Genomic DNA, 19451 nt, shown 5'->3' with positions numbered 1-19451 from the left:
CCGCTTTGCCTGTAGTCCCATATCGCCAAAATTTATGGTGAATACATCCTCACCTTTGTTGCCGCTATTGTAGTTATCCAAGATAAGACAGAAAGAAATCAGCAGATGAATTCCAAAACTTTTGTTGCGAGCGCATTGTTCTAAACTAAAAAATACTAAACAGCTTGTTTTCCAAAAGAAAATAAAGGTTTATCGCTCGATTAAAGTCAGTTTACATTTACACTGTTCACATTGACACTGTCAAAGTAAATCATAACAATCAAAAGTATAAAACTATGCCCGAAGGCCCTTCCATCGTATTGATTAAAGAAAATCTCCAGCAATTTATAGGCGAAAAGGTAACAAGCGCCTTTGGAAATGCCAAATTCGATAAAGATTGGCTTGCTGGAGAAGTGTTAACGACCATCAAGACCTTTGGTAAGCAAATCTATCTGGTGTTTGATCAAGCAGCGATACGTATTCATTTGCTTATGTTCGGTTCATACAGTGTTGATGAACAGACCAAGCCTGAAAAGAGTTTGCGTCTGATGATCCAGTTTGAAACAGGCAGCATATTTTTCTATACCTGCTCCGCAAAACGGATTGATAAATCCTATCTATCTGAAATTGACTGGCAGGCGGATGTGATGAGCGATATATGGAACCCGAGTCAGGCTAAGAAAAAATTGAAATCCATGCCAGCAGCTATGGTATGCGATGCGCTGCTTGATCAAAATATTTTTTCGGGCGTAGGAAATATTATTAAAAATGAGGTGCTCTTTCGAATTGGTGTCCAGCCCGAAAGCTTGATCGGCAACCTACCTCCAAAAAAGATAGCGCAGCTCGTCGCCGAAGCACGTCGTTACAGCTTTGATTTTTTAAGTTGGAAAAGAGATTTTGTCTTAAAAAAACATTGGTTGGTACATACTAAATCCGTCTGTCCGAAATGTGGCGAAAAACTTGCCCGAGGTCATTTAGGCAAAACCAAACGGAGATGTTTTTATTGCCTAAATGACCAGAAACTATATTAGTTCAAATATATGTTTTAAAGCACAACACTATTTATCCTGATCAGTTTCTTTTCTTTTCTCTTCTTTCACGATGGCCTTGGACAAAGGCCGCGTATCGGGTGTATTTGCAAAAGCATTACCTTCTTTTTTCAATTCTTTTTCCTCTTCCTTCGCATCATCTGTGCTTTTCTTAGGTTTATTGTTATTTACAGCCATAATTTTATACTTGAATGATTCCTATTTTATAAGCCTTGCTAATCACTTTTATACATAACAATAGCGAGGACAAAATCGTTGGTCTGCCATCTAAAAAGTGTCCTAAAAATTCATATAAAACAAGCGTTCTTATTTTATATATTTGAACAAATTTTTAAAATGATGAAGAAGAAAAAGATTGTGCTTATTCAGGATAACGAAGATATTCTAAATATTATGGATGAAGTGCTGGAAGAAGAAGGATTTGATGTCACTTCATCGTTGACCACCGAACCCATTGAAAAAATTGATGAAATTGACCCCAATCTCGTCATTGTTGATGAGCATATCAAGGGGACTAAAAAAGGAGCCAAAGTCATCGAGGAACTGAAATCTGATCCGGATACCGAGGATATCTCAGCGGTATTAACGTCCACATCTTTTGATTTACCAGCGAAAGCGAACGCCTGCAAAGCAGATGATTTTATTGAAAAACCTTTTGATCTCGATCATATGATTGATGTCGTTAAGAAAAATTCCTAACAGTTTCATCAAACGCGTCTATTGTTCATAGCCTTGGCCCATTTTGTTCTTTTGCAACGTGGGCACTGTGGCCCACCAGCACTTAGTTGAGTTAAGATATTTCCACAATACATACAGGCAAATGGCCCGTCGGTCATAGCGGTATCCACAGCCTTGTAGGATGATGGGAAAAGCGGCAGCCCGTATTTTGTGTCTTCATCCGAATAAAAAAGTACACTCATCGTCCCATCGACTTCCAGTACACCTTCCTTGACCTGGCCGAGGTGTTCTACATTCAGGTTGCGCAGCTCAGAAAAAAATTCCATGCGTGAGAAGGTATTGTCATTCTCATGTTTGATATCAAATACACCGTCTTTAACTACGGGCAAGACCTTGCCCTCTAACATCTGGGCTACCTTTTCAGATTTAGACGTGATCCAAGTAATGGTTTTATAAATGACTATTACGCAGATAAAAACAACAACCGAATGAAAAATCGGAATATCTTCCTGAAACATGGGATCTCCAGCTGCCGAACCCAACCCAATAATAATGGCTACCTCAAACAGTGTTAGTTGCCGCACTCCCCGCCTTCCGGATAGGCGCAATATCGTTAAGATCAGCAGAAACATGATGGCCGAACGAAGGCCTATTTCGAACAGAAATGATGTATCTATGCCGCCAGCAAAAATTTTTTCCAAGTTAATCATAACTCAAGAACAAGTAATTGACCTATTCGTTTTGAAACACCATTGTTATTATCCGTTGAATTTAACGCAGAAGGTCGTGCCTACATTCAGTTCACTTTCTACGGTGACCTTCGCGGAGAGACGATTAGCTATACGCTTCACGATGGAAAGACCGATCCCCGAGCCTTCAAAACCCTGTGAGTTGGGCAAACGTTTGAAGATTTCGAAGATATTGGCTTTATCCCGGATATCCATGCCTATCCCATTGTCTTTGATATAATAGCAAACCGAATTACCCTGTTTTTCACTATAGACCTCTACCCGCGGCTGCTCTTTCTTGCTGCTATATTTAATTGCATTTCCGATCAAGTTTAAAAACAACTGATAGAGCAGCGTACGCTCAGCCTGTACCGGTAAAGTTGGCCCCAAGACAAACTCCAGATGCGCAACCTCAAACTGCTGCTTGCAACTTTCCACAACGTTCAGAATTTTTAGTTGAGGATCTATTAACTCCATCTTGAAAGACACAGAATTGGATTGCGTCAATTGGTAGACCTTATCCATCATTTCGGTGATCAATGTTGTGGCATCCATAATATTGGTTGCCATTTTACGCAATAGATCTTTGGGTAGATCATCTTTTAACAGCATCATCTGCGCCGCCAGTTTGATGGAGGACAATGGATTTTTAAGATCGTGTGTCAATGTATACCCGAAAGTATCCAATGCATTGTTTGAGCGCATCAGTTCTTTATTGAGTTGGGCAATCTCACCGCCCCGCTGTGCGATAGCTTGTTGGGTTATTTGGGCGACCTTTTCTACAAAAGCAAGTTCGGACCTACTCCATTTGGTGGATTTACCCTTCATAATTTCGCGCCATGCTTCAAAAGAAGTTCGTGGCGATGGAAATTCTACCTTCCGCCCGGGATCATATTGATAGATCTTTTCGGGCTTGCCTGCCCAGACGTCCTCGTACACATGTTCTTTGCGAAAAAGATAAATGTACCAGGTATTGCTGGGCAAAATATTTATCCGAATAATCCCCGGAAATATGGTGGATTGCATTGCCTGATCGACGTCATAAACAAAATTTGATGTAGCGAATAGCTCATTGTCTGCCAGTTGGCCCAGATGGTGATCAATTTGTTGTTGAAATTGCTCCGTTGGAACATCGCCCCAAGTTTTGAAACCACGGTCATGTTTGATCATCAGGCCATCCGCTCCCACGATTTCCATGATTTGCGGAGCAAAGCGCTCAAGCACCACCGCTATATCATGATTTACGAGTAATTCAGACTTCAGGTCACGCTCCATGACGCCCATGATCGTCTGTGCGACAAGGTTTTCCTTCTGATGTTCCGACAGGTAATAATTTATCGCATATTGAGTCAGAAATGCACATAAATGCCGTTGGGCAAGGTCCACGTTGAGAGGCTTGCGGTTTTGGCAGGCTACCAGCCCCCAGAGTTTACCCTCGATAACAATAGAAAAACTCGCACTGGCGTGCACCCCGGCATTACGTAGGTATTGCAAATGCACGGGCGACAATGCCCGAAGGCTACAACGTGTCAAATCAAGCTCTTCAACCTTGCGCCCCTGCATAGCAATTGTAGGCGCATCAATATCAGCGACATGTCGCGCCAGAAATTTGGTATAAAGTGTCCGTGCTTGGGCTGGGATATCAAATTCGGGATAGCGATAGCCCAAGAGTGAATTCATATCTTCGGCCAATGATTCGGCAATGACCCGACCACTACTGTCTTCCTCAAAACGATAGACCATGACGCGGTCAAAACCAATGATCTGCCGGATCAATACGGTTAATGACTGCCAGGCATTACCATGCTGCTCTTCCAAATATTTGGCATAGTAGAATAAGCGGGTTGCTTTTAAATGATCTTCATTGCAGATCTCGATTTCCAGATATGTTTTTTTGTCATATCGATAGATACTGAGGTAATAATCCACGTCTTTGACACGTATTCGCTCCACAAAACGAACGAATATCTCACCATTGATTTGCTTTTCAATCTCCACGAGATTCCATTCCACCTCCGATGACAATAGCGGTAGTACCCGATCCATTGGCAATCCCAAAATATCCTTCATTGGTGTCTCCAGGAGCTCAACTAGGTTTTCACTTGCGGCGATACATCCACTGTCATCAAAAGTAAATAAGAAACCAAAAAACTGGATCTTACCACATAGATGAATCTCCTCTTCATGGCATTCTATCTGCCGCATACTGCTAATTTTTAGTAATTAAATCTGCTTATAATAGGAAATCTTCCAAGAGACATTTTGTCAAAAACAGTTAAATCCTGCACCCCTCTTCAAACAAATCATATCGATTGCTAAATATATTAAAAAATATTTACCTGAATTAAATCAAACGATTGCTTAAAATTCCATTATCTTTAAAAATGCTATTATTCAGTCCACTAATTATCAAGTTAGCCTTTAGGCTTAAAAAAAGCTAGGTTGGAAAGGAGCCTAGCTTTTTAAAAAAAATTCTTCATGAATGGACAAGCATTCTATAGTTAATTAACAGTATCCAGCTAAAAACTGTTTGAAATAATTTCATTTAATTTAAAAAAAGACCAAAAAACAACAAAAGCAAGTTGGCACGGGGTATAAAAAAGTAAAATATATCAAACGAATTTCAAAAAGCACTTGTTATCTGATTAGTTTCACTAAACAAATAGATAATATGAATTTAAACAAAACATTTTTCGCGTCATTAGCGACCGCAGCAATCTTAGTTTCATGTAACAATCAAACACCACAGGAAAAAGCAGCCGACAGCATGGAACATGCAGAGGATAAAGCTGCAGATGCGAACGAAGAAGCGATGAAAACCTCAGAGGATGCTGCCACCAAAGATGCCGAAGCTGTCGTTTATTCAAATAAGGCTGCGGCCAATGCTGCAATCGCATCGGTTCCTGCTCCGACATTATCAAATGATAAAGCCAAAGAACTTTATACGAAGCTCGGTAAAACTTGGGTAGACCGTATCAATGCCGACTCACATGAGAAAGCAGTGGATAAGGAGAAATCGTTGCTGGATATTAAAAATGAGATCGACAAAAACGCGGTAGAAGGAAAAATTACGGCTACCGACAAAGATAACATCATGAAATATCAGTCCGACTGCCTGGCTGCTATCAAATCTGCACTTTAATACCAACATATTAGATACTTAAGGCATAAAGGGATATACACTGATCTTAAAATAGATCAGTGTATTTTTTTTGCGGATATAGCGGTCCTCTACTTTTTAAAAAGATTCAAACGCATGCACCAGGAAAAGAAAGCTGCAAGCGTCTGTTTGTTCAAACCCTTACATTCAAATATCCGGTATGGAGAAGGAATAACGTTGGAGTACACACCGTCCTCACAAAAATGGATAAACGGCTTCGTTGTTAAGATGTCTTGTTCCGAAAAGGGGCTATTATCCAACGAAACAATACAATCTGTACGAAGGTAGTTGCTGTCTTTATCATTATACCCCCCCTGTATGGATATTTCATTTCCATTGTCCCACAAAAAACCTACGATGTCATAGGTCAATTCCTCCAGTTGTTTATTTTCTATCACTAAATAATGCATTGTTCAGGTTTAAGGTTAAAGTCCGTTTTTACCCTGCAGCCAATAACCATGGTGCTTGATTCGGGCATTCGTGTGTTTTTTTATCACTTTTCTAAAATTTTGCACCGAATTCACATTTCCCGTAAGCACAAAGTAAGCATCGGACCAGTCTCCATTTTTGAAAATGGGTAAATCATTGATTTGATCCGGATGAGCAAATACCGTTGCGTTTGGAAAGACAATGCTGTTTTCCAGTCCCAGCAGCTCAGGGATCATATTGTTCTCGGCATCCAGTTCAAAAAGAAACAGATATTGCTTTTTTTGCTCCTGCATCACCGGCAAAAAAGAGCAGGCTAATGCCAGTGATGTTTCATCGCCAAAGAACACGATTTTCTGCGCCGAATGGTCGTAATATTTTTGTTCCGTCCGCGGTTTGTTGAGCGTCATGCAATCACCTATTTTCAGCCGGTTCATATAATCACTGCCAGGACCATGTCCATGGAGATGTGCTATTAATTTTAAGTTGTCTTTTTCGTTGTTTATCTCAGCAAAGGTATATCTTCGGGCGTCTGTATCAGAGACGCGAATGTCAAAAAAAGCACCGACCGAAAAGTGCAATTTTTCAAAATTCCCCTGTAAACTAATTCGTTTAAGAGAAGTAGATAAGTATTCAATGTGGCTTACCTGTACATCGGGAATTTGAGCTACGAAGAGATTCAGGGTATCAAATACCCACTTTGGAGCGCTTGGCATATTCTTCAATTTTTATTCAATACAAAGAAAGCCAGCAGCACCAGCATAAAAAAGAATGGATAGCTGTATTGATTGGACTAATCGTGGTTTTTACTGCGAAACATTTTAGCACTCATGCCGCATATCTTGGTAAAAAGGCGGGAAAAATAAGGATAATCTTCATAACCCAATTCAAAGGCAATCTCTTTAACCGATTTGTCCGAGTGATAAAGCAATCGTTTAGCTTCCAGAATCACGCGCTGCTGGATATGGTAGGAAACCGAAAAGCCGGTTGCATTTTTCACACATTCGTTGAGATAGGAAACAGAAATATTAAATTTGGCGGCATAGTCAGCTGGACGTTTCAACGTCTGGAAGTCTTGTTCCAAGGCGAGGAAAAAGCCCTTATTGATTCGTTCAAATCGCGAAAGTGAATCCGCGGGTTTCGTATATTTTAGATGTATTGAAATCAGCAGCCCGATCAATGCATTGCAGCTGTCCCGCAGTAAGGAAGAATACAGCTTGTCCGTCGTCCGCTCATATAACTCAACGCAGAGACTATAGCTCTTCTCAATAATAGCAAGATCTTCCGGTCCGATCTCCAAGGGCTCTAAAGGCGAGATGCTCTGCAAAATATTCAGGTAGTCTGCGGGTATATTTTCATTGCTCATGATCAGCATAAACATTTCGATATTTTCCACCTTCAACGCGCGGTGCACCTGGTTGGGTGATTGATAAAGAATGGTGGGTTTATCCGTGCGGTACAGCTTAAAATCTATTTCCATGACGGTCACACCACTTTTCTGCAAAACAAAAAAATGATAATCGTGTCGATGCGCCTGCATGGTTTCCTCATCTTCCCAGAAAGAATCAGGTGAGACTTTCGCAATTGCAATACCATTCCCAAATTCTTTGGGTAGCGTCCTGACGGGGATATCTTTTTTATGCGGCATATCTTGTTTGAATTTTACCATTGATTTTTATTTTGCGGATCAGAATGGCAGTAATAACTCATCCCCAAGGATAAACAATTCCAAACTATCCGCCAAATAGAAACCCGCGCAACGGATCATATTTGGGATACAACCGAAAAAGCGTTTAAAAGCTCCTGCAAAGTGAGTCGGATGTTTGTAACCGACCTGTTGTGATATTTGACTGATTTTTAGATCTGTTGTCTTTAGTAAGGTTTTGGCCCTGTACATCTTACAGGCGGTCATATAGCTAAAAATAGTTTGCCCCACATACTTTTTGAAGTTCAGCTTTAAGTATTGTTCGTTTGTCCCTACTTCCTTTGAAAGAGCTGAAATGGTATAATTCTGGTCCAGATTGTTTTCAATAATTTCTTTTACCAGAAGCACCTTTTCCTGTTGATCGGCAGCAATTTTAGATTGCGAAGACCGTACATGATGTTGCACTGAATCCAATAACAGACAAAGGATCATACTGACTTTTGCCCGCAGATAAACCGTCATCAGTTCGTGGGTGAGGCTCATCTGTTTCAGATCCATCAGCTTGCCCACAAGAGCCGGGATATGATCTATCAAGCGGCAGTTTTGTCCATCGCTGAATAGGAGTTCTTGACGAAATATCCCTTCCAGACCAACATCACGGATATATTCGTGGTCAAAAGCCAAGATAAAATAAGTACTTTCTTTATTACCAACCAGCGCTAAACTGGGATTATTTAATTGAATAAACAAGTTCTTGTTTTTGTATACTGTCTCCTTTAAACCATTGTAGTGGATGCCTAGCACATCGGCGAGATTGACGACCAAGGCATAAACCTCTGTTTTTAATTGAACACAATAATCCCCACAGTTTTTGGTAGCGATCATCCGTAAGCCCTTTAATTGTCGGTCTATCACTGTTGGCTCATCAGCCAGATCATAGCTATCTTGATAAATTTCTTTCTGCGTCATCTTGTTTTCGGAATACGTTACTTCCTTGCGTATAATACTTTTTACTTTTGCGTCGCCTTATTTAGATTAAATATAAACAATTATCAAAAATAGTGTTATCGTTTCAATGGAACAAATAAAATATATATTAACTCTTGCCCTTAGCTGTTCTTTCTATTTCACCTATGCTCAGGTTGCCCGTATTTCCGGTATCGTTCGCGATAATGAGGGAAAAGGAGTCTCCCATGTGACCATTCAGATCAGGAACAGTAAACTCGCCACGATGACGGATGCTCAGGGGCATTACCAATTGGTGGATGTACCCTATGGTGATCATGTGCTATTTATTTCATCACTGGAACTACAGGCAAAAGAAGTATCCCTGCGAGCGCACCAAAAGAATCAGCACCTCAACATCCATGTGGATACAAAGAATAAAAATGACCTGGAAGAGGTCAAGGTAGAGCGTAATTCAACTAAAAGAGAAATGGAGATCGGTGGTTTTGCGGTAGCTGTCATCGAAACAAAAGAAGCTGCACTGCGCAATTTGACTACCAATGAATTGCTCGATCGGGCTGTGGGTGTACGCGTCCGTCAGAATGGAGGCGTGGGATCCCAGATTGAGTATAATCTCAACGGGATGTCGGGCAGCACAATCGGCCTGTTTTTGGACGGAATAGAAATATCTACCTATGGATCTTCATTTAACCTCAATAATATTCCGCCCGCTATGATTGAGCGCATAGAGGTGTACAAAGGAGTACTTCCCTCCCATTTGACAGGAGATTATGTGGGCGGCGCCATTAATGTGGTCATGAAAAAAGATGCGGCCCATAACAATGCGACCATTGCCACGTCATATGGTTCTTTTAATACCTTCAATGCGGATGCAAGCCTTACCCTGCGGGATAAAAAGACCGGGCTTTCATTTCGGGGCTCTGGCTTTTATACCTATACGGACAATAGTTATGAAATGTGGGGGAAATTCTCAAAATACACCGATCGAAATGGAATACTGACCCGGGATTTTAGGGCAAAAAGATTCAACGATACCTATAGATCGGCAGGCGGTCGTTTTGAAGTTGGTTTTACAGATGTGAAATGGGCCGATCAGTTTTTCCTGGGTTATAATATATCGGACACCTATAAAGAAATACCCCATGGAACAACAACAAGTCAGCCTTATGTTGGCCGTTTTTCGGAGTATAACGCCCATGTATTCAGCCTGAATTATAACAAGCGTAATCTTTTCGTCGACGGATTGACGCTCAATGTCAATGCCGTACGTAGCAAGCGTAGCACCTATGTGCAGGATACCGTAACAACATTGTATAACTGGGATGGAAATCCGGTTGTGTTACACACGGATTTCATGATCGAAAATGGTCTTCCTCCGATTACGATGAAATCACCCAATGGGGCACAACAGGGATTGCCTACGATAACGCAGGTGGACCGCACAATCACAAATGTGCGTTCGAATTTGGGTTATATGATCTTACCCGGCCATCGCGTATCGCTTAACCATAAACTGGAAAAGACCGACCGCGATGACACCAATCTCCTGCGTCCTGTCAATAAGGATCTACGCACGCTGACAGCACTTACCAAGCACATTGTATCAGCAAATTATGAGGCACAAACCTTCAATAATAAATTGAAGACCAACATCCTTGTCAAATATACAGCCAATAGTACGCGGCAGAGCAATCCAAATCCGACCTATAATGCAGACGGATCCTATACCCTTGATCCGGAGACAAAAAAGACCTTTAGCGACAATTTTGGCTATGGTGCGACACTGTCATACAACATTCTGCCAAAGTTCTTTTTGATTACTTCCATGGAAAATGGCAAAATCATGCCCTCTGAAGAGCAGATGTTCGGGAATCTTGAAACCAATATATTACCCAACCTCAATCTTACACCCGAAAAAAATATAAACTATAACCTGGGCTTCCGGTTGGCAAATCTGGATTTTGGCCAGCATAAGTTTTCGTTCTATGGAAGTGCCTTCTGGAGAAACGGCTATGACAAGATCACCCGGCAGACAGTCGATAGTATTGTCACAGACTCTGATCTGGATATCCAGGCATCCGCTTTTGTCAACCTTGGCCGCACACAGTCCCGGGGTGTGGAGGCCGAGCTGATCTATGTGTTTGGCAATAAGCTTAATGTTATGCTCAATTTTTCCAAATTCAACGCCTTGTACAAACGACAATACGACGAAGCCGGGCGCGCGGATGACCGGTATAATCTACAGATTCCGAACGAACCCTATTTTACGGTTAATGCCAATGCGCAGTATCGCTTGGACAATATCTTTCAAAAACGCGCCATCATGAATCTCTATTATAATATGGGCTATGTCGGGAATTACGATATCGCATGGCATCCTTCCGAAGGCAGCCTCACCCCTAGCCAGTTTGCGCACGATCTAGGGCTTAGCTATCGCTTCCCCTCAGGAAAACTAGTGGCAAGCTTTGATGCAAAAAACATATTTAATGCCGCACTCTATGACAACTTTGGTGTCCAGAAGCCCGGAAGAGCATTCTACATCAAACTCAATTACACCATTAGCAAATTCTTATAATAAATAAAAGTAAATTCAAATTTTATACAAATGAAAAAAAATCTATTTAAAACCGTTCTGTTCGGTGCATTGGTTGCATCCGTATCCTTGGGCAGCTGTAGTAAAGATAGCGGAAATCCCGGTGAGGTAGCACCCCCTGAGGAAAAACCTACGGATACAAGATGGATCACCCTGACGGCTGCACTAAAATTGACAAACGATGGCGATGGTAACGGTGGGACAATGGCCTATGCCATTTCACCTGATGAGGCCATCAATCCAGCTTTTGAACTTGATATTTTCAATGGTAAAGGGCTGAAATTTGATTCCCCGAGAACCTCACGTATTCAGGCATCTGCAGATGGTAAGTATTTATACGATATCCAATATACCGGAACTGACGGTGGTATCTTTCAGAAATTCGCGGTCAATGGTGCAGAAAAATATGTAAAAAACGGCAACGAGGTAAACGCATCGATAATTTTGGGAACCTCACCCCGCTGGGTTAAATCAGCTGAGGGGATAGGTATTGGTGTGAGCGCCTCCACGGAGACAGCTTTTACCGGAACATTTCCAGCGGTAACCTTCGGCAGCATTACCTCCACAGCGACTGTAGCTTCCATCAATCTCGATAATCCAAGTATCTTAAATACAGCTTCATTTACGATTCCGTTTACACAGGAGCAATTGGCACAAGGGTATTCCATTGGTCGTATAGATGTGCCGATCATCAACCAGGCAAAGAACAAAGTCTATATCGGCTGTAATATTTCCAAAGTAAATCCGAAGGGTACTCCCAGCCAGAATCAGGAAACAGGTGTAGTCTCCTGGCCGAGCGATGCAGCTAATATTGCCGGAACAGTGACCCTGGTAATTGATTATCCGTCCTTAAAAAATCCAAAATTAATATGGTCTACGCAAAGCAAATATGGTAATAATGGCTACCGTACCATGACACAGTATATCGCCGAAGATGGCCATGTTTATCAATCCACAGGAGCAAATACGACGAGTTATCCGCATATTTTGCGCATTGATAAAAACACGAATGACTATGACAATAGTTATGTATTCGATTTGTCCAAAGCACTGGGTGTTAGTGGTCTTGCTGGAATCAAAGCATGGAAATACCTGGGTGAAGGTAAAGCGTTTGTACTATATGACATTGACAAAAAGGGTGGGTATTTAGCGCTCATAGATATCAATGCAAAAACGGCGACCAAAATTGCCACAGAATATGAGTCTAAATTAAACTTTGACCAACAGCAAAGCATCGCGCATGTAGGAGATAACGTTTATGTCCCATTAACGCCTATCAGCGAAGCTGGCAATGTATTTGTTTACAACTGGAAAACCGGTAAATTGACTAAAGGGGCCAAGTTACTGAATGGTACAGGTCATCGCTATATCGGCGCTTATTAACAAGGTCTTTTCTGACGGTCTTGTTCATTCGGATCTAAAAAGGGGCTCTCTAATTTTATCGAGAGCCCCTTTTTTGCTATTGGATCTATCAAAAATAGTATTAAAATGAATAGGCCAAACTCATGTTGATACGCGTACCATTACCTTTCACATAATTCATATGATTTGACTGCCATTGCGAGATCACGGTATAGTAGTCTTTATTGAGTAAGTTTTCGATCCCCACACGTAGTATCGCGCGTCTATGGAATTGATATTTGCTGGAAAAATTAAAGGTAGTGAATGAGTGAATGGGGCCTGTACCGTAGCTATATAAACCATTGACGGGTTCAAAACGATTTCGTCCCGAAGTGGCTATCATTTGCGTTGTCAATGACCATTTTGAGATTGGATTTACGGTAACGGAAGCCGTAATTTTAGGCGGATTTATACGATCTCCGCCAAGATATGCCTTACTCCCATCCGCTAACTCTCTTTTCCCTTCTGTATACGAATAGCTTGCTCCGATATCTAGGATCGGATGCACACGATAGTTTGCCGACAGTTCAAAGCCATATATTTTCTCAGGTGAGCGGGCGATCTGAGGATTCCCGTCAACGAAAACATACGAAGCTCCCAGGGTAGATGTGCTATAATAAGTTGCTGCCTCATAGGAAAATCGGCCAATATCTCCAGAGAAGCCAAATTCATAGTTATTAGCTTTTACGGCCTTGATAGATGTATTAGTAACCGTATTTTCCTTCGCTGCGCGTAGCACTAAGCCCAGATCAGCGACACTGAAACTTTGAGAAAAACTTACAAATGGCTTGAAGAACTGTATGTTGGTATAACGAAGGCCAGCGTTGAGCATCAATGCCGTAAAGTTAAGATCTCCGCCATTGACCACAACACCGCCGCCGACATAATTACCGTTGACAGCATTCAAAATTCCCAAGGTAGTAAAAGTTGGCACGTTAATATGCACATTTTCCAGGCGGCTACCGGCCTTCAATATCAGATCTTTACCAAAGTTCGTTTTCAACTGAAAATAGGGCGCCAAATTGCGCATGTCCATATTGGGGATCACGGTACGTCCATCGGTAAGCGTTGTATTTGTTTTATCGGATAGCAAATCCAGTCCATAAGTGATTTCACTGGATATATCATTAGACCAACTCAAAGGGCTATTAAAGTTTAAACGTAAGCCCAATTTTTTACTCCTGGTTCCGGGCTGGCCATTTCCTTCAAAAAAATTACTGTAATTGATCAGCGTCTCATAGTCCTGAAAATAGATATTTGCGTCGAAATCAGTCTTTCCGAGCAATTCTTGCGCAGCATACTTTAAGCTTGCGTTATGATTATAAGGTGTACCCTCGGGTTGCCCCGGTCTCTTGCCAATAACGCCTGTCGTGGGTGCATTAAAATCGCCATATTTTCCTGCCTTCGCTATATAGTCCGTATACTGGGTGCTTTTAAAAAAGTTGTACATCAGTTCCAAACGATTTTTGGCGTCAATGCGATAGCCCACCTTTGCGAAAGCATTCCAGTTTTTAAGGTCATTCATCCCATATTCCGGAGACAGTACAACACCCTCAGCATCTTTGTAAAGTCCCGTTTTTTCATATCTTCCACTAAGGACATAATCCCAATGGCCCTGACGTCCATTAAAAAGCTGGCTGACATTATAGCCACCTGTTTGCCCAGGTTTTACCAGAGAAAAGTTACTGCCTATTTCCGTTGTTCCAGCAAATGCTCTATCCGGGTCAGCATGTTTGGTGATGTAGTTGATCAGTCCGCCATCAGCTCCGTTGCCGTAGATGGCCGTTGCACCTTTGATCACCTCCACACGTTCGATCACGCTGGGATCCAATGATCTTATATCACGGGCACCGTCGCGCAGCGGTGTAGATTGAGGTATCCCATCAATCATAATCAGCACGCGCCTGCCCCGAAGTGTCTGTCCCAGGTTTTGTGTACGATTGGTCGAAAAGCCTAGTCCGGGCACTGTAGCCGCCAAGATATCACTGAGGTTGTTACTGATACTCCGCTGGGATTCCAGCTGCTTCTGGGAGAGTACTGTTACCGATGATGGTACTTCATCTAAAGATTCAACACGTCTGGAAGCAGACACAATGACCTCATTGATCCTGGTATTGGACCGGAGTACAGGTAAGATATCGAGCGTATCATTCGGTTGAATAGTAACCAATGTATCAAGCATCTGGTAACCCGTTGCAGTAAATTGAAAGCGATGTGATCCTGCAGGCAAAACTGAAACAAACCGACCAAACGCATCGGCCTGGAGGTTTTTTGTATTATTTATTTTCACTGTTGCATGCGGAATCGCTCCTCCATCCATTGTGCGGACCGTTCCCGACAGATGAACATCTTGCCCATGCAACGTCGCTGCCGATAGTAACATCAATGCCAGCGAAGGGATTATTTTATTGCTATTTGTAGGAAAGATATTCTTGAAATCAGTTTGATCGAAAGAGATCGGTTTTCGGTTGTTTTTCATAATGCCACAAATATAGAATTATTTATAATAATTCTAAATAATTTAAATCAGAATAGATTTATAGCCTGACCGAAGAAAGATTGTAACGACATCCAGATTACGGAAAATAGCGGGCCATATCCTGCTGATGAACGCCACGGTTTAGCTCCTTCTTTAAAGAAATGGTAACAGTCCTGGAAAAATCGCCTTTATAGTAGAGATGGATCTGTCTGGCGCGCAGGTCCGTCGCCATTGAATAATTTGAAATGATGTCGCCCGGTTTTTTCTGTGCTGTTTTCTCCAGAAGGAAAGCAACATCTTTTAAATGAAATACCCGTTCTTGGGCAAGGTACTCTATTGCCATATCCCGTCGCCAACAAAATTCATAGTGGTTATTATTCACCGCATAATTGGTCAGCGCAAAGTTTCTACTTGTCTTTCGTATGCAATAGTTCGCATGTATAATGGCATAGTCTCCATCGGCATCACCTATGAATAATTGCGCTCCAGTCAATCGCACGAGATTAAATTGCATGATGTAGTCTACCGCTTCCTGTACTGTTTTGCATTGTCTAAGCACATCAGTGACAACCTCCTCACTCCGATCCAGCTTATTGGGATCCCGAATAGCCGCAATTTCATCTATTGCTGTGTAGTCCATAAACAGGCCATGTTCGTTCATTCCGCCCTGCGGATTTCTGTACATTATTTTATTCAGTTCCTTATCCTCGGAAAGCTCAGTCCAGATCATATAACCGTAGCTTTTTTTATGCTGTGGGTAATACCATAATCGATAGCTAAGATCAGGAGATTCATCTTCATTATTTCCGATCCAGATATGTTGACCATCATTGGCGATAAATATGGTACATGCGCTGCCTGTCAAGCAATTTATAAGACACAAGACGATTAAAAAACAACAATAAAATTTTCGTTCCATGGAGGTATAATTTTTTACAAATTTACCCCTGGGCACAACATCTACTGTTCGCGTTTATCCACCCGAACACATTTCATTGTTGTTTTTGGTATTTCTGCGTTATTTATTGTGTATTTATATTTTTTGCCCAGTCCGGAATTTTGTATTTTTATTCAGACATAAATCGTATAATATCGCTCCAATGAATGCTTTTCTGATGTGCTTTTCCGGCGGTGCCTGCTTTCTCTTTAGCTTTATGCTTTTTTTCTATCCACATCGGCAACATGTAAAAGCCAACCGATGGCTTGCCCTGTTTGTTTTCCTGATGGGCAGCTTACTTTTAGAGGTTAGCGTTGGCGATAGTGCACTTCGGTTTACCGATCTCCGGTTGGGGTTCAATGCTTTGCAATTTATGATGGCTCCCAGTCTGTTGTTAAGTACCATTTACTTTGTAAATCCTGCCAGAATTTTTGTTCGAAAAGATCTTTTCCATTTTTTGCCGCTTCTTTTTTTTGTCGTGGCGGCATTACTCCCTGTTGGGGGCGGTGCAGATTTGATGATAACGAAATTATTCCCTATAGGCTCGGCTGATTTTCTCGTTCGTGATCTATTGCCCCTGCAGCTAGCGGTGTATGTCATCTGTAGTTATCTTGTATTGATTCGGTATAAAAAGAGTGCCAAAACCACAGCTACTTTTGGAGGAAGTCTGAACTGGCTCCACAATTTTTTATTGATTTTGAGTCTGGTATTGTTGTTTTGGATCAATGATGCACTGATTCAGCTAAATTTTATGCTGAAAGCCATGCCTCTGGTCTATACCAGTGCCGTCTTTTTTATGGCAACATTTTCTAGCCAGCAGCATATTGTTATGGTATCGGCGGACGAAGTGCTGTCTAGTCGCATGGATACGATTGATGATCCGCTGCCAAAACAGCGTAGAAAGGAACAGCGAATGAATCAAGCTACGCTGGTCGGGCTAGCGGATGAACTGGATAAACTGGTTGCAGAGCAACACATTTACTTGGATAGTGAGCTGAGCCTTCCTCGTTTGGCCGAAAAGCTTCATATCAATGTGCATGATGCTTCTTATCTGATCAATGAAGTCACTGGCCACAGTTTCTACAATTTTATCAATTGCCAACGTGTGGAACAGGCAAAAAGATTGCTGGTTTCTGGCGAGGTAGAAAGGCTCAATATGGTCGGAATAGCTTTTGCATCCGGCTTTAATTCAAAAACGGCCTTCAATACAGCTTTTAAAAAGTGGACGGGCATGTCGCCGACACAGTATGTTAAAAGTTTGGCCAACCCGCAATCCCAAAAATAAAAGAGGCATATCAATGAGAAAACCTTACATATCCAAACAGGACAATATCAATGGACATATTGCTCAAATCGGCGATTTAAAAATATATTATGAAGAATTGGGAGCCGGCGCTCCTCTCCTCCTTTTGCACGGTTTTGGTGGTTGCACTCAGAATTGGCATCCTTTTGTTCCCGAGCTTTCAAAGCAGTATCGACTGATTATTGTGGACCTGCGTGGTCATGGTCATTCCACGAATCCTGAGAACAGATTTACCCATCGGCAAGCGGCCGATGATCTATTTCTCCTACTCGACAAATTAGGGATAACGCGCTTCTCCGCGATGGGAATGAGTTCAGGTGGGATGACACTGCTGCATATGGCGACAAGCCAGCCCCTTCGTATTGAAGCTTTGGTATTAATTAGCACAACTTCCCACTTTCCGGATCAGGCAAGGGCCATTATGCGCAGAGCCTCGTTTGCCACCATGCCCGAAGAGGTTGTAGAGATGTACCGGGAGTGTGCAAAACGTGGTGATGAACAGATTCATCAACTTATTACACAGTTCAACGAATTTCATCAGGATTATGATGATATGAATTTCACAGCGCAGCTTCTATCCACCATTAAAGCACGAACGCTTGTGGTTCATGGTGATCGTGATCGCTTTTTTCCATTGGAAATTGCGATAAGCATTTATCATGCTATACCAGATTCTGCATTATGGATTATTCCGGAAGGTGAACATGTCCCGATTTATAATCCCACCATTCCGTTTATCGTAACAGTCTTGCGGTTTCTTAAATCACAAGACTGTCAGTAATCGTTTTATTATTTTACTAGGTATATGGGTGTAGACTTACACTTTGGGGGTAGCATCAGGAGCTGTAGCCAAAAGCTGCCATTCCCATAACAGACTTGTACCTACATTACCGGAATGATCAATCAGACTCTGGGCAAGTTCCGGTACAGAATCTGTCCGCGCCCAGTCACGTTGCAGTTCGGAACCGAAAACCATCCAGGTAATCGGTACCACGCCGGCCTGGATCATGCGCTGAATAGCCATCTCATGTCCCTCAAGGCTTACGCCTCCGGAAGCATCTGTTACAACATATACTTCATAGCCTTCTCCCGCAGCCTGTATTGCCGGCATCGCCAGACAGATTTCAGACCAGAGCGCAGCAATCACAATTTTGTTTTTGCCCGTTTTCTTTACCCAGTCTATCACATTTTTATCCTCCCAGGCATTGATCCAAGTACGATCAAGTGGCTGTTGATCAGGGAACACATCTTGCAATTGTTTAAGCAATAGTCCACCCTTTGATTCGATAACTGTAGTCAACAATGTCGGTACAGCAAATACTTTTGCTGCCTTTGCTAGGCCAACCACATTATTAATAATGGTTTGTGAATCGTGACTGCGCAGACCGGCAAACTGAAATGGTTGATGGTCGATCAGTATCAATGCACAGTTATCTGGGGTCAGAAGCGCTCCCAGTCCCGCTTTTGGATTTTTTTCTGTTGTCATGACATTGAATGTTTAGATGAATTGAAATACTGTTGATTATAGCCCGAATATTCGGGCAAGTAGATGATCTATTGAAATTAAAATATGGATCAGTTATACATCGACGACGGTTCCACATTTTTCGGAATATCTTGGATAATATCCCAATGCTCTGCTATTTTCCCATCCTTAATTCGCCAGATATCCATTGACATTTTTCCGTGGTCTCCCGGAAAATCCTGGGTGTAAGATTGTATCCAGACCAGCTCTCCTTCCGCTGCGATCCGCTTTATGGAGACTTTAAATTCCGGAAATTTGCCAAAGAGATGTGTATTGACCGCATCAACAGTTTCAGCGATCCCTTTACCTGAATATGGATGATGGTTGATAAAATCGGGATGCATCATCTTTTTTGCTTCTTCAAGATTTTTATCGTTATAGAACGTATGGAAAAATGTCGTAGCAATCTCTTTGTTGGTTTCTTCCTGCCGAAGGTCTCTAGCTGGTTGGGCGCTAACGTTACTGGTGCTTCCGGTTATTATTGCCAGTACCACCATGGTTCCTATCTTTTTCATTTTTGTATATAATTTTATATACCAAAGATGATGAGACCGAAGATATTTAAAAATGATTTATAACAAG

The 19451-nt window shown here is 41.9% G+C and carries 18 protein-coding genes; 7 read left to right on the top strand and 11 right to left on the bottom strand.

Annotation, left to right across the window (positions count from 1 at the left end; translation table 11 throughout):
• Window positions 1-275 precede the first annotated feature (275 nt).
• Complete coding sequence (locus tag HMAT_RS05645) at window positions 276-1010, top strand: DNA-formamidopyrimidine glycosylase family protein (protein ID WP_104381798.1); 735 nt, start codon at window positions 276-278, stop codon at window positions 1008-1010.
• A gap of 27 nt (window positions 1011-1037) precedes the next feature.
• Here the strand turns inward: HMAT_RS05645 and HMAT_RS26975 are convergent, their stop codons facing one another.
• Window positions 1038-1205, bottom strand: coding sequence for a hypothetical protein (locus HMAT_RS26975; RefSeq protein WP_158655641.1), 168 nt, complete (start codon window positions 1203-1205; stop codon window positions 1038-1040).
• Between the two features lie 159 nt (window positions 1206-1364).
• Here HMAT_RS26975 and HMAT_RS05640 point away from each other — a divergent pair, with 159 nt between their 5' ends.
• Window positions 1365-1727: a two-component system response regulator gene (locus tag HMAT_RS05640; RefSeq protein ID WP_104381797.1), complete on the top strand. Its 363-nt coding sequence runs from the start codon at window positions 1365-1367 to the stop codon at window positions 1725-1727.
• Between the two features lie 8 nt (window positions 1728-1735).
• Here HMAT_RS05640 and HMAT_RS05635 read toward each other — a convergent pair whose 3' ends face one another.
• Together HMAT_RS05635 and HMAT_RS05630 are read right to left on the bottom strand one after the other, a co-directional pair.
• A complete protein-coding gene (locus HMAT_RS05635) occupies window positions 1736-2290 on the bottom strand; it encodes a DUF421 domain-containing protein (protein WP_233789122.1) in 555 nt (184 codons plus the stop codon).
• A gap of 174 nt (window positions 2291-2464) precedes the next feature.
• Window positions 2465-4639 carry an ATP-binding protein gene (locus tag HMAT_RS05630; RefSeq protein WP_104381795.1) on the bottom strand — a complete coding sequence of 725 codons (2175 nt, stop codon included), beginning with the start codon at window positions 4637-4639 and terminating at the stop codon, window positions 2465-2467.
• 466 nt (window positions 4640-5105) lie between these two features.
• On the opposite strand from HMAT_RS05630, the gene HMAT_RS05625 reads away from it, so the two are divergent.
• Window positions 5106-5576, top strand: coding sequence for a hypothetical protein (locus tag HMAT_RS05625; RefSeq protein WP_104381794.1), 471 nt, complete (start codon window positions 5106-5108; stop codon window positions 5574-5576).
• An 89-nt stretch (window positions 5577-5665) separates the two neighbouring features.
• On the opposite strand, the gene HMAT_RS05620 is transcribed toward HMAT_RS05625, so the two are convergent.
• The 4 genes from HMAT_RS05620 to HMAT_RS05605 all read right to left on the bottom strand — a co-directional run bounded on the left by HMAT_RS05620 (window position 5666) and on the right by HMAT_RS05605 (window position 8634).
• A complete protein-coding gene (locus HMAT_RS05620; RefSeq protein WP_104381793.1) occupies window positions 5666-6004 on the bottom strand; it encodes a hypothetical protein in 339 nt (112 codons plus the stop codon).
• 15 nt (window positions 6005-6019) lie between these two features.
• Window positions 6020-6736: an FAD-binding oxidoreductase gene (locus HMAT_RS05615; protein ID WP_104381792.1), complete on the bottom strand. Its 717-nt coding sequence runs from the start codon at window positions 6734-6736 to the stop codon at window positions 6020-6022.
• A gap of 77 nt (window positions 6737-6813) precedes the next feature.
• The gene (locus HMAT_RS05610) at window positions 6814-7689 is read right to left on the bottom strand and encodes a helix-turn-helix domain-containing protein (protein ID WP_233789121.1); all 876 of its coding nucleotides are present in this window, start codon (window positions 7687-7689) and stop codon (window positions 6814-6816) included.
• 18 nt (window positions 7690-7707) lie between these two features.
• Window positions 7708-8634 carry an AraC family transcriptional regulator gene (locus tag HMAT_RS05605; protein WP_104381791.1) on the bottom strand — a complete coding sequence of 309 codons (927 nt, stop codon included), beginning with the start codon at window positions 8632-8634 and terminating at the stop codon, window positions 7708-7710.
• A 106-nt stretch (window positions 8635-8740) separates the two neighbouring features.
• On the opposite strand from HMAT_RS05605, the gene HMAT_RS05600 reads away from it, so the two are divergent.
• Together HMAT_RS05600 and HMAT_RS05595 are read left to right on the top strand one after the other, a co-directional pair.
• Window positions 8741-11206 (top strand): TonB-dependent receptor domain-containing protein, encoded by a 2466-nt coding sequence (locus HMAT_RS05600; RefSeq protein WP_104381790.1) that lies wholly within the window; start codon window positions 8741-8743, stop codon window positions 11204-11206.
• Window positions 11207-11236: 30 nt separating this feature from the next.
• The gene (locus HMAT_RS05595; protein WP_104381789.1) at window positions 11237-12607 is read left to right on the top strand and encodes a hypothetical protein; all 1371 of its coding nucleotides are present in this window, start codon (window positions 11237-11239) and stop codon (window positions 12605-12607) included.
• Between the two features lie 100 nt (window positions 12608-12707).
• Here the strand turns inward: HMAT_RS05595 and HMAT_RS05590 are convergent, their stop codons facing one another.
• Both HMAT_RS05590 and HMAT_RS05585 read right to left on the bottom strand, forming a co-directional pair.
• Window positions 12708-15104 carry a TonB-dependent receptor gene (locus tag HMAT_RS05590; RefSeq protein WP_104381788.1) on the bottom strand — a complete coding sequence of 799 codons (2397 nt, stop codon included), beginning with the start codon at window positions 15102-15104 and terminating at the stop codon, window positions 12708-12710.
• Window positions 15105-15201: 97 nt separating this feature from the next.
• Window positions 15202-16023 (bottom strand): carcinine hydrolase/isopenicillin-N N-acyltransferase family protein, encoded by an 822-nt coding sequence (locus HMAT_RS05585; protein WP_158655640.1) that lies wholly within the window; start codon window positions 16021-16023, stop codon window positions 15202-15204.
• 181 nt (window positions 16024-16204) lie between these two features.
• Here HMAT_RS05585 and HMAT_RS05580 point away from each other — a divergent pair, with 181 nt between their 5' ends.
• Both HMAT_RS05580 and HMAT_RS05575 read left to right on the top strand, forming a co-directional pair.
• Window positions 16205-17326: an AraC family transcriptional regulator gene (locus tag HMAT_RS05580; RefSeq protein ID WP_104381786.1), complete on the top strand. Its 1122-nt coding sequence runs from the start codon at window positions 16205-16207 to the stop codon at window positions 17324-17326.
• A gap of 13 nt (window positions 17327-17339) precedes the next feature.
• Window positions 17340-18125: an alpha/beta fold hydrolase gene (locus HMAT_RS05575; RefSeq protein ID WP_104383310.1), complete on the top strand. Its 786-nt coding sequence runs from the start codon at window positions 17340-17342 to the stop codon at window positions 18123-18125.
• A 36-nt stretch (window positions 18126-18161) separates the two neighbouring features.
• Here HMAT_RS05575 and HMAT_RS05570 read toward each other — a convergent pair whose 3' ends face one another.
• Both HMAT_RS05570 and HMAT_RS05565 read right to left on the bottom strand, forming a co-directional pair.
• Window positions 18162-18830, bottom strand: coding sequence for a hydrolase (locus HMAT_RS05570; protein ID WP_104381785.1), 669 nt, complete (start codon window positions 18828-18830; stop codon window positions 18162-18164).
• An 89-nt stretch (window positions 18831-18919) separates the two neighbouring features.
• Entirely contained in the window at window positions 18920-19384 is a 465-nt protein-coding gene (locus HMAT_RS05565; protein WP_104381784.1) for an ester cyclase, read from the bottom strand.
• Window positions 19385-19451: the final 67 nt, after the last annotated feature.

The organism is Sphingobacterium sp. HMA12 (assembly GCF_002933815.1).
In the GTDB taxonomy this organism is placed as follows: Bacteria; Bacteroidota; Bacteroidia; order Sphingobacteriales; family Sphingobacteriaceae; genus Sphingobacterium.
Note: the sequence above shows the minus strand (reverse complement) of the source record. Positions and strands in the feature narration are given on the sequence as shown.

Excerpts from the sequence above, each read along its gene's own strand:
- HMAT_RS05620 (WP_104381793.1), bottom strand. The coding sequence starts at position 6,004 with ATGCATTATTTAGTGATAGAAAATAAACAACTGGAGGAATTGACCTAT.
- HMAT_RS05590 (WP_104381788.1), bottom strand. The coding sequence starts at position 15,104 with ATGAAAAACAACCGAAAACCGATCTCTTTCGATCAAACTGATTTCAAG.
- HMAT_RS05640 (WP_104381797.1), top strand. The coding sequence starts at position 1,365 with ATGATGAAGAAGAAAAAGATTGTGCTTATTCAGGATAACGAAGATATT.
- HMAT_RS05615 (WP_104381792.1), bottom strand. The coding sequence starts at position 6,736 with ATGCCAAGCGCTCCAAAGTGGGTATTTGATACCCTGAATCTCTTCGTA.
- HMAT_RS05645 (WP_104381798.1), top strand. The coding sequence starts at position 276 with ATGCCCGAAGGCCCTTCCATCGTATTGATTAAAGAAAATCTCCAGCAA.
- HMAT_RS05585 (WP_158655640.1), bottom strand. The coding sequence starts at position 16,023 with ATGGAACGAAAATTTTATTGTTGTTTTTTAATCGTCTTGTGTCTTATA.
- HMAT_RS05580 (WP_104381786.1), top strand. The coding sequence starts at position 16,205 with ATGAATGCTTTTCTGATGTGCTTTTCCGGCGGTGCCTGCTTTCTCTTT.
- HMAT_RS05610 (WP_233789121.1), bottom strand. The coding sequence starts at position 7,689 with ATGGTAAAATTCAAACAAGATATGCCGCATAAAAAAGATATCCCCGTC.
- HMAT_RS05630 (WP_104381795.1), bottom strand. The coding sequence starts at position 4,639 with ATGCGGCAGATAGAATGCCATGAAGAGGAGATTCATCTATGTGGTAAG.
- HMAT_RS05605 (WP_104381791.1), bottom strand. The coding sequence starts at position 8,634 with ATGACGCAGAAAGAAATTTATCAAGATAGCTATGATCTGGCTGATGAG.
- HMAT_RS05565 (WP_104381784.1), bottom strand. The coding sequence starts at position 19,384 with ATGAAAAAGATAGGAACCATGGTGGTACTGGCAATAATAACCGGAAGC.
- HMAT_RS05575 (WP_104383310.1), top strand. The coding sequence starts at position 17,340 with ATGAGAAAACCTTACATATCCAAACAGGACAATATCAATGGACATATT.
- HMAT_RS05600 (WP_104381790.1), top strand. The coding sequence starts at position 8,741 with ATGGAACAAATAAAATATATATTAACTCTTGCCCTTAGCTGTTCTTTC.
- HMAT_RS05625 (WP_104381794.1), top strand. The coding sequence starts at position 5,106 with ATGAATTTAAACAAAACATTTTTCGCGTCATTAGCGACCGCAGCAATC.
- HMAT_RS26975 (WP_158655641.1), bottom strand. The coding sequence starts at position 1,205 with ATGGCTGTAAATAACAATAAACCTAAGAAAAGCACAGATGATGCGAAG.
- HMAT_RS05595 (WP_104381789.1), top strand. The coding sequence starts at position 11,237 with ATGAAAAAAAATCTATTTAAAACCGTTCTGTTCGGTGCATTGGTTGCA.
- HMAT_RS05570 (WP_104381785.1), bottom strand. The coding sequence starts at position 18,830 with ATGACAACAGAAAAAAATCCAAAAGCGGGACTGGGAGCGCTTCTGACC.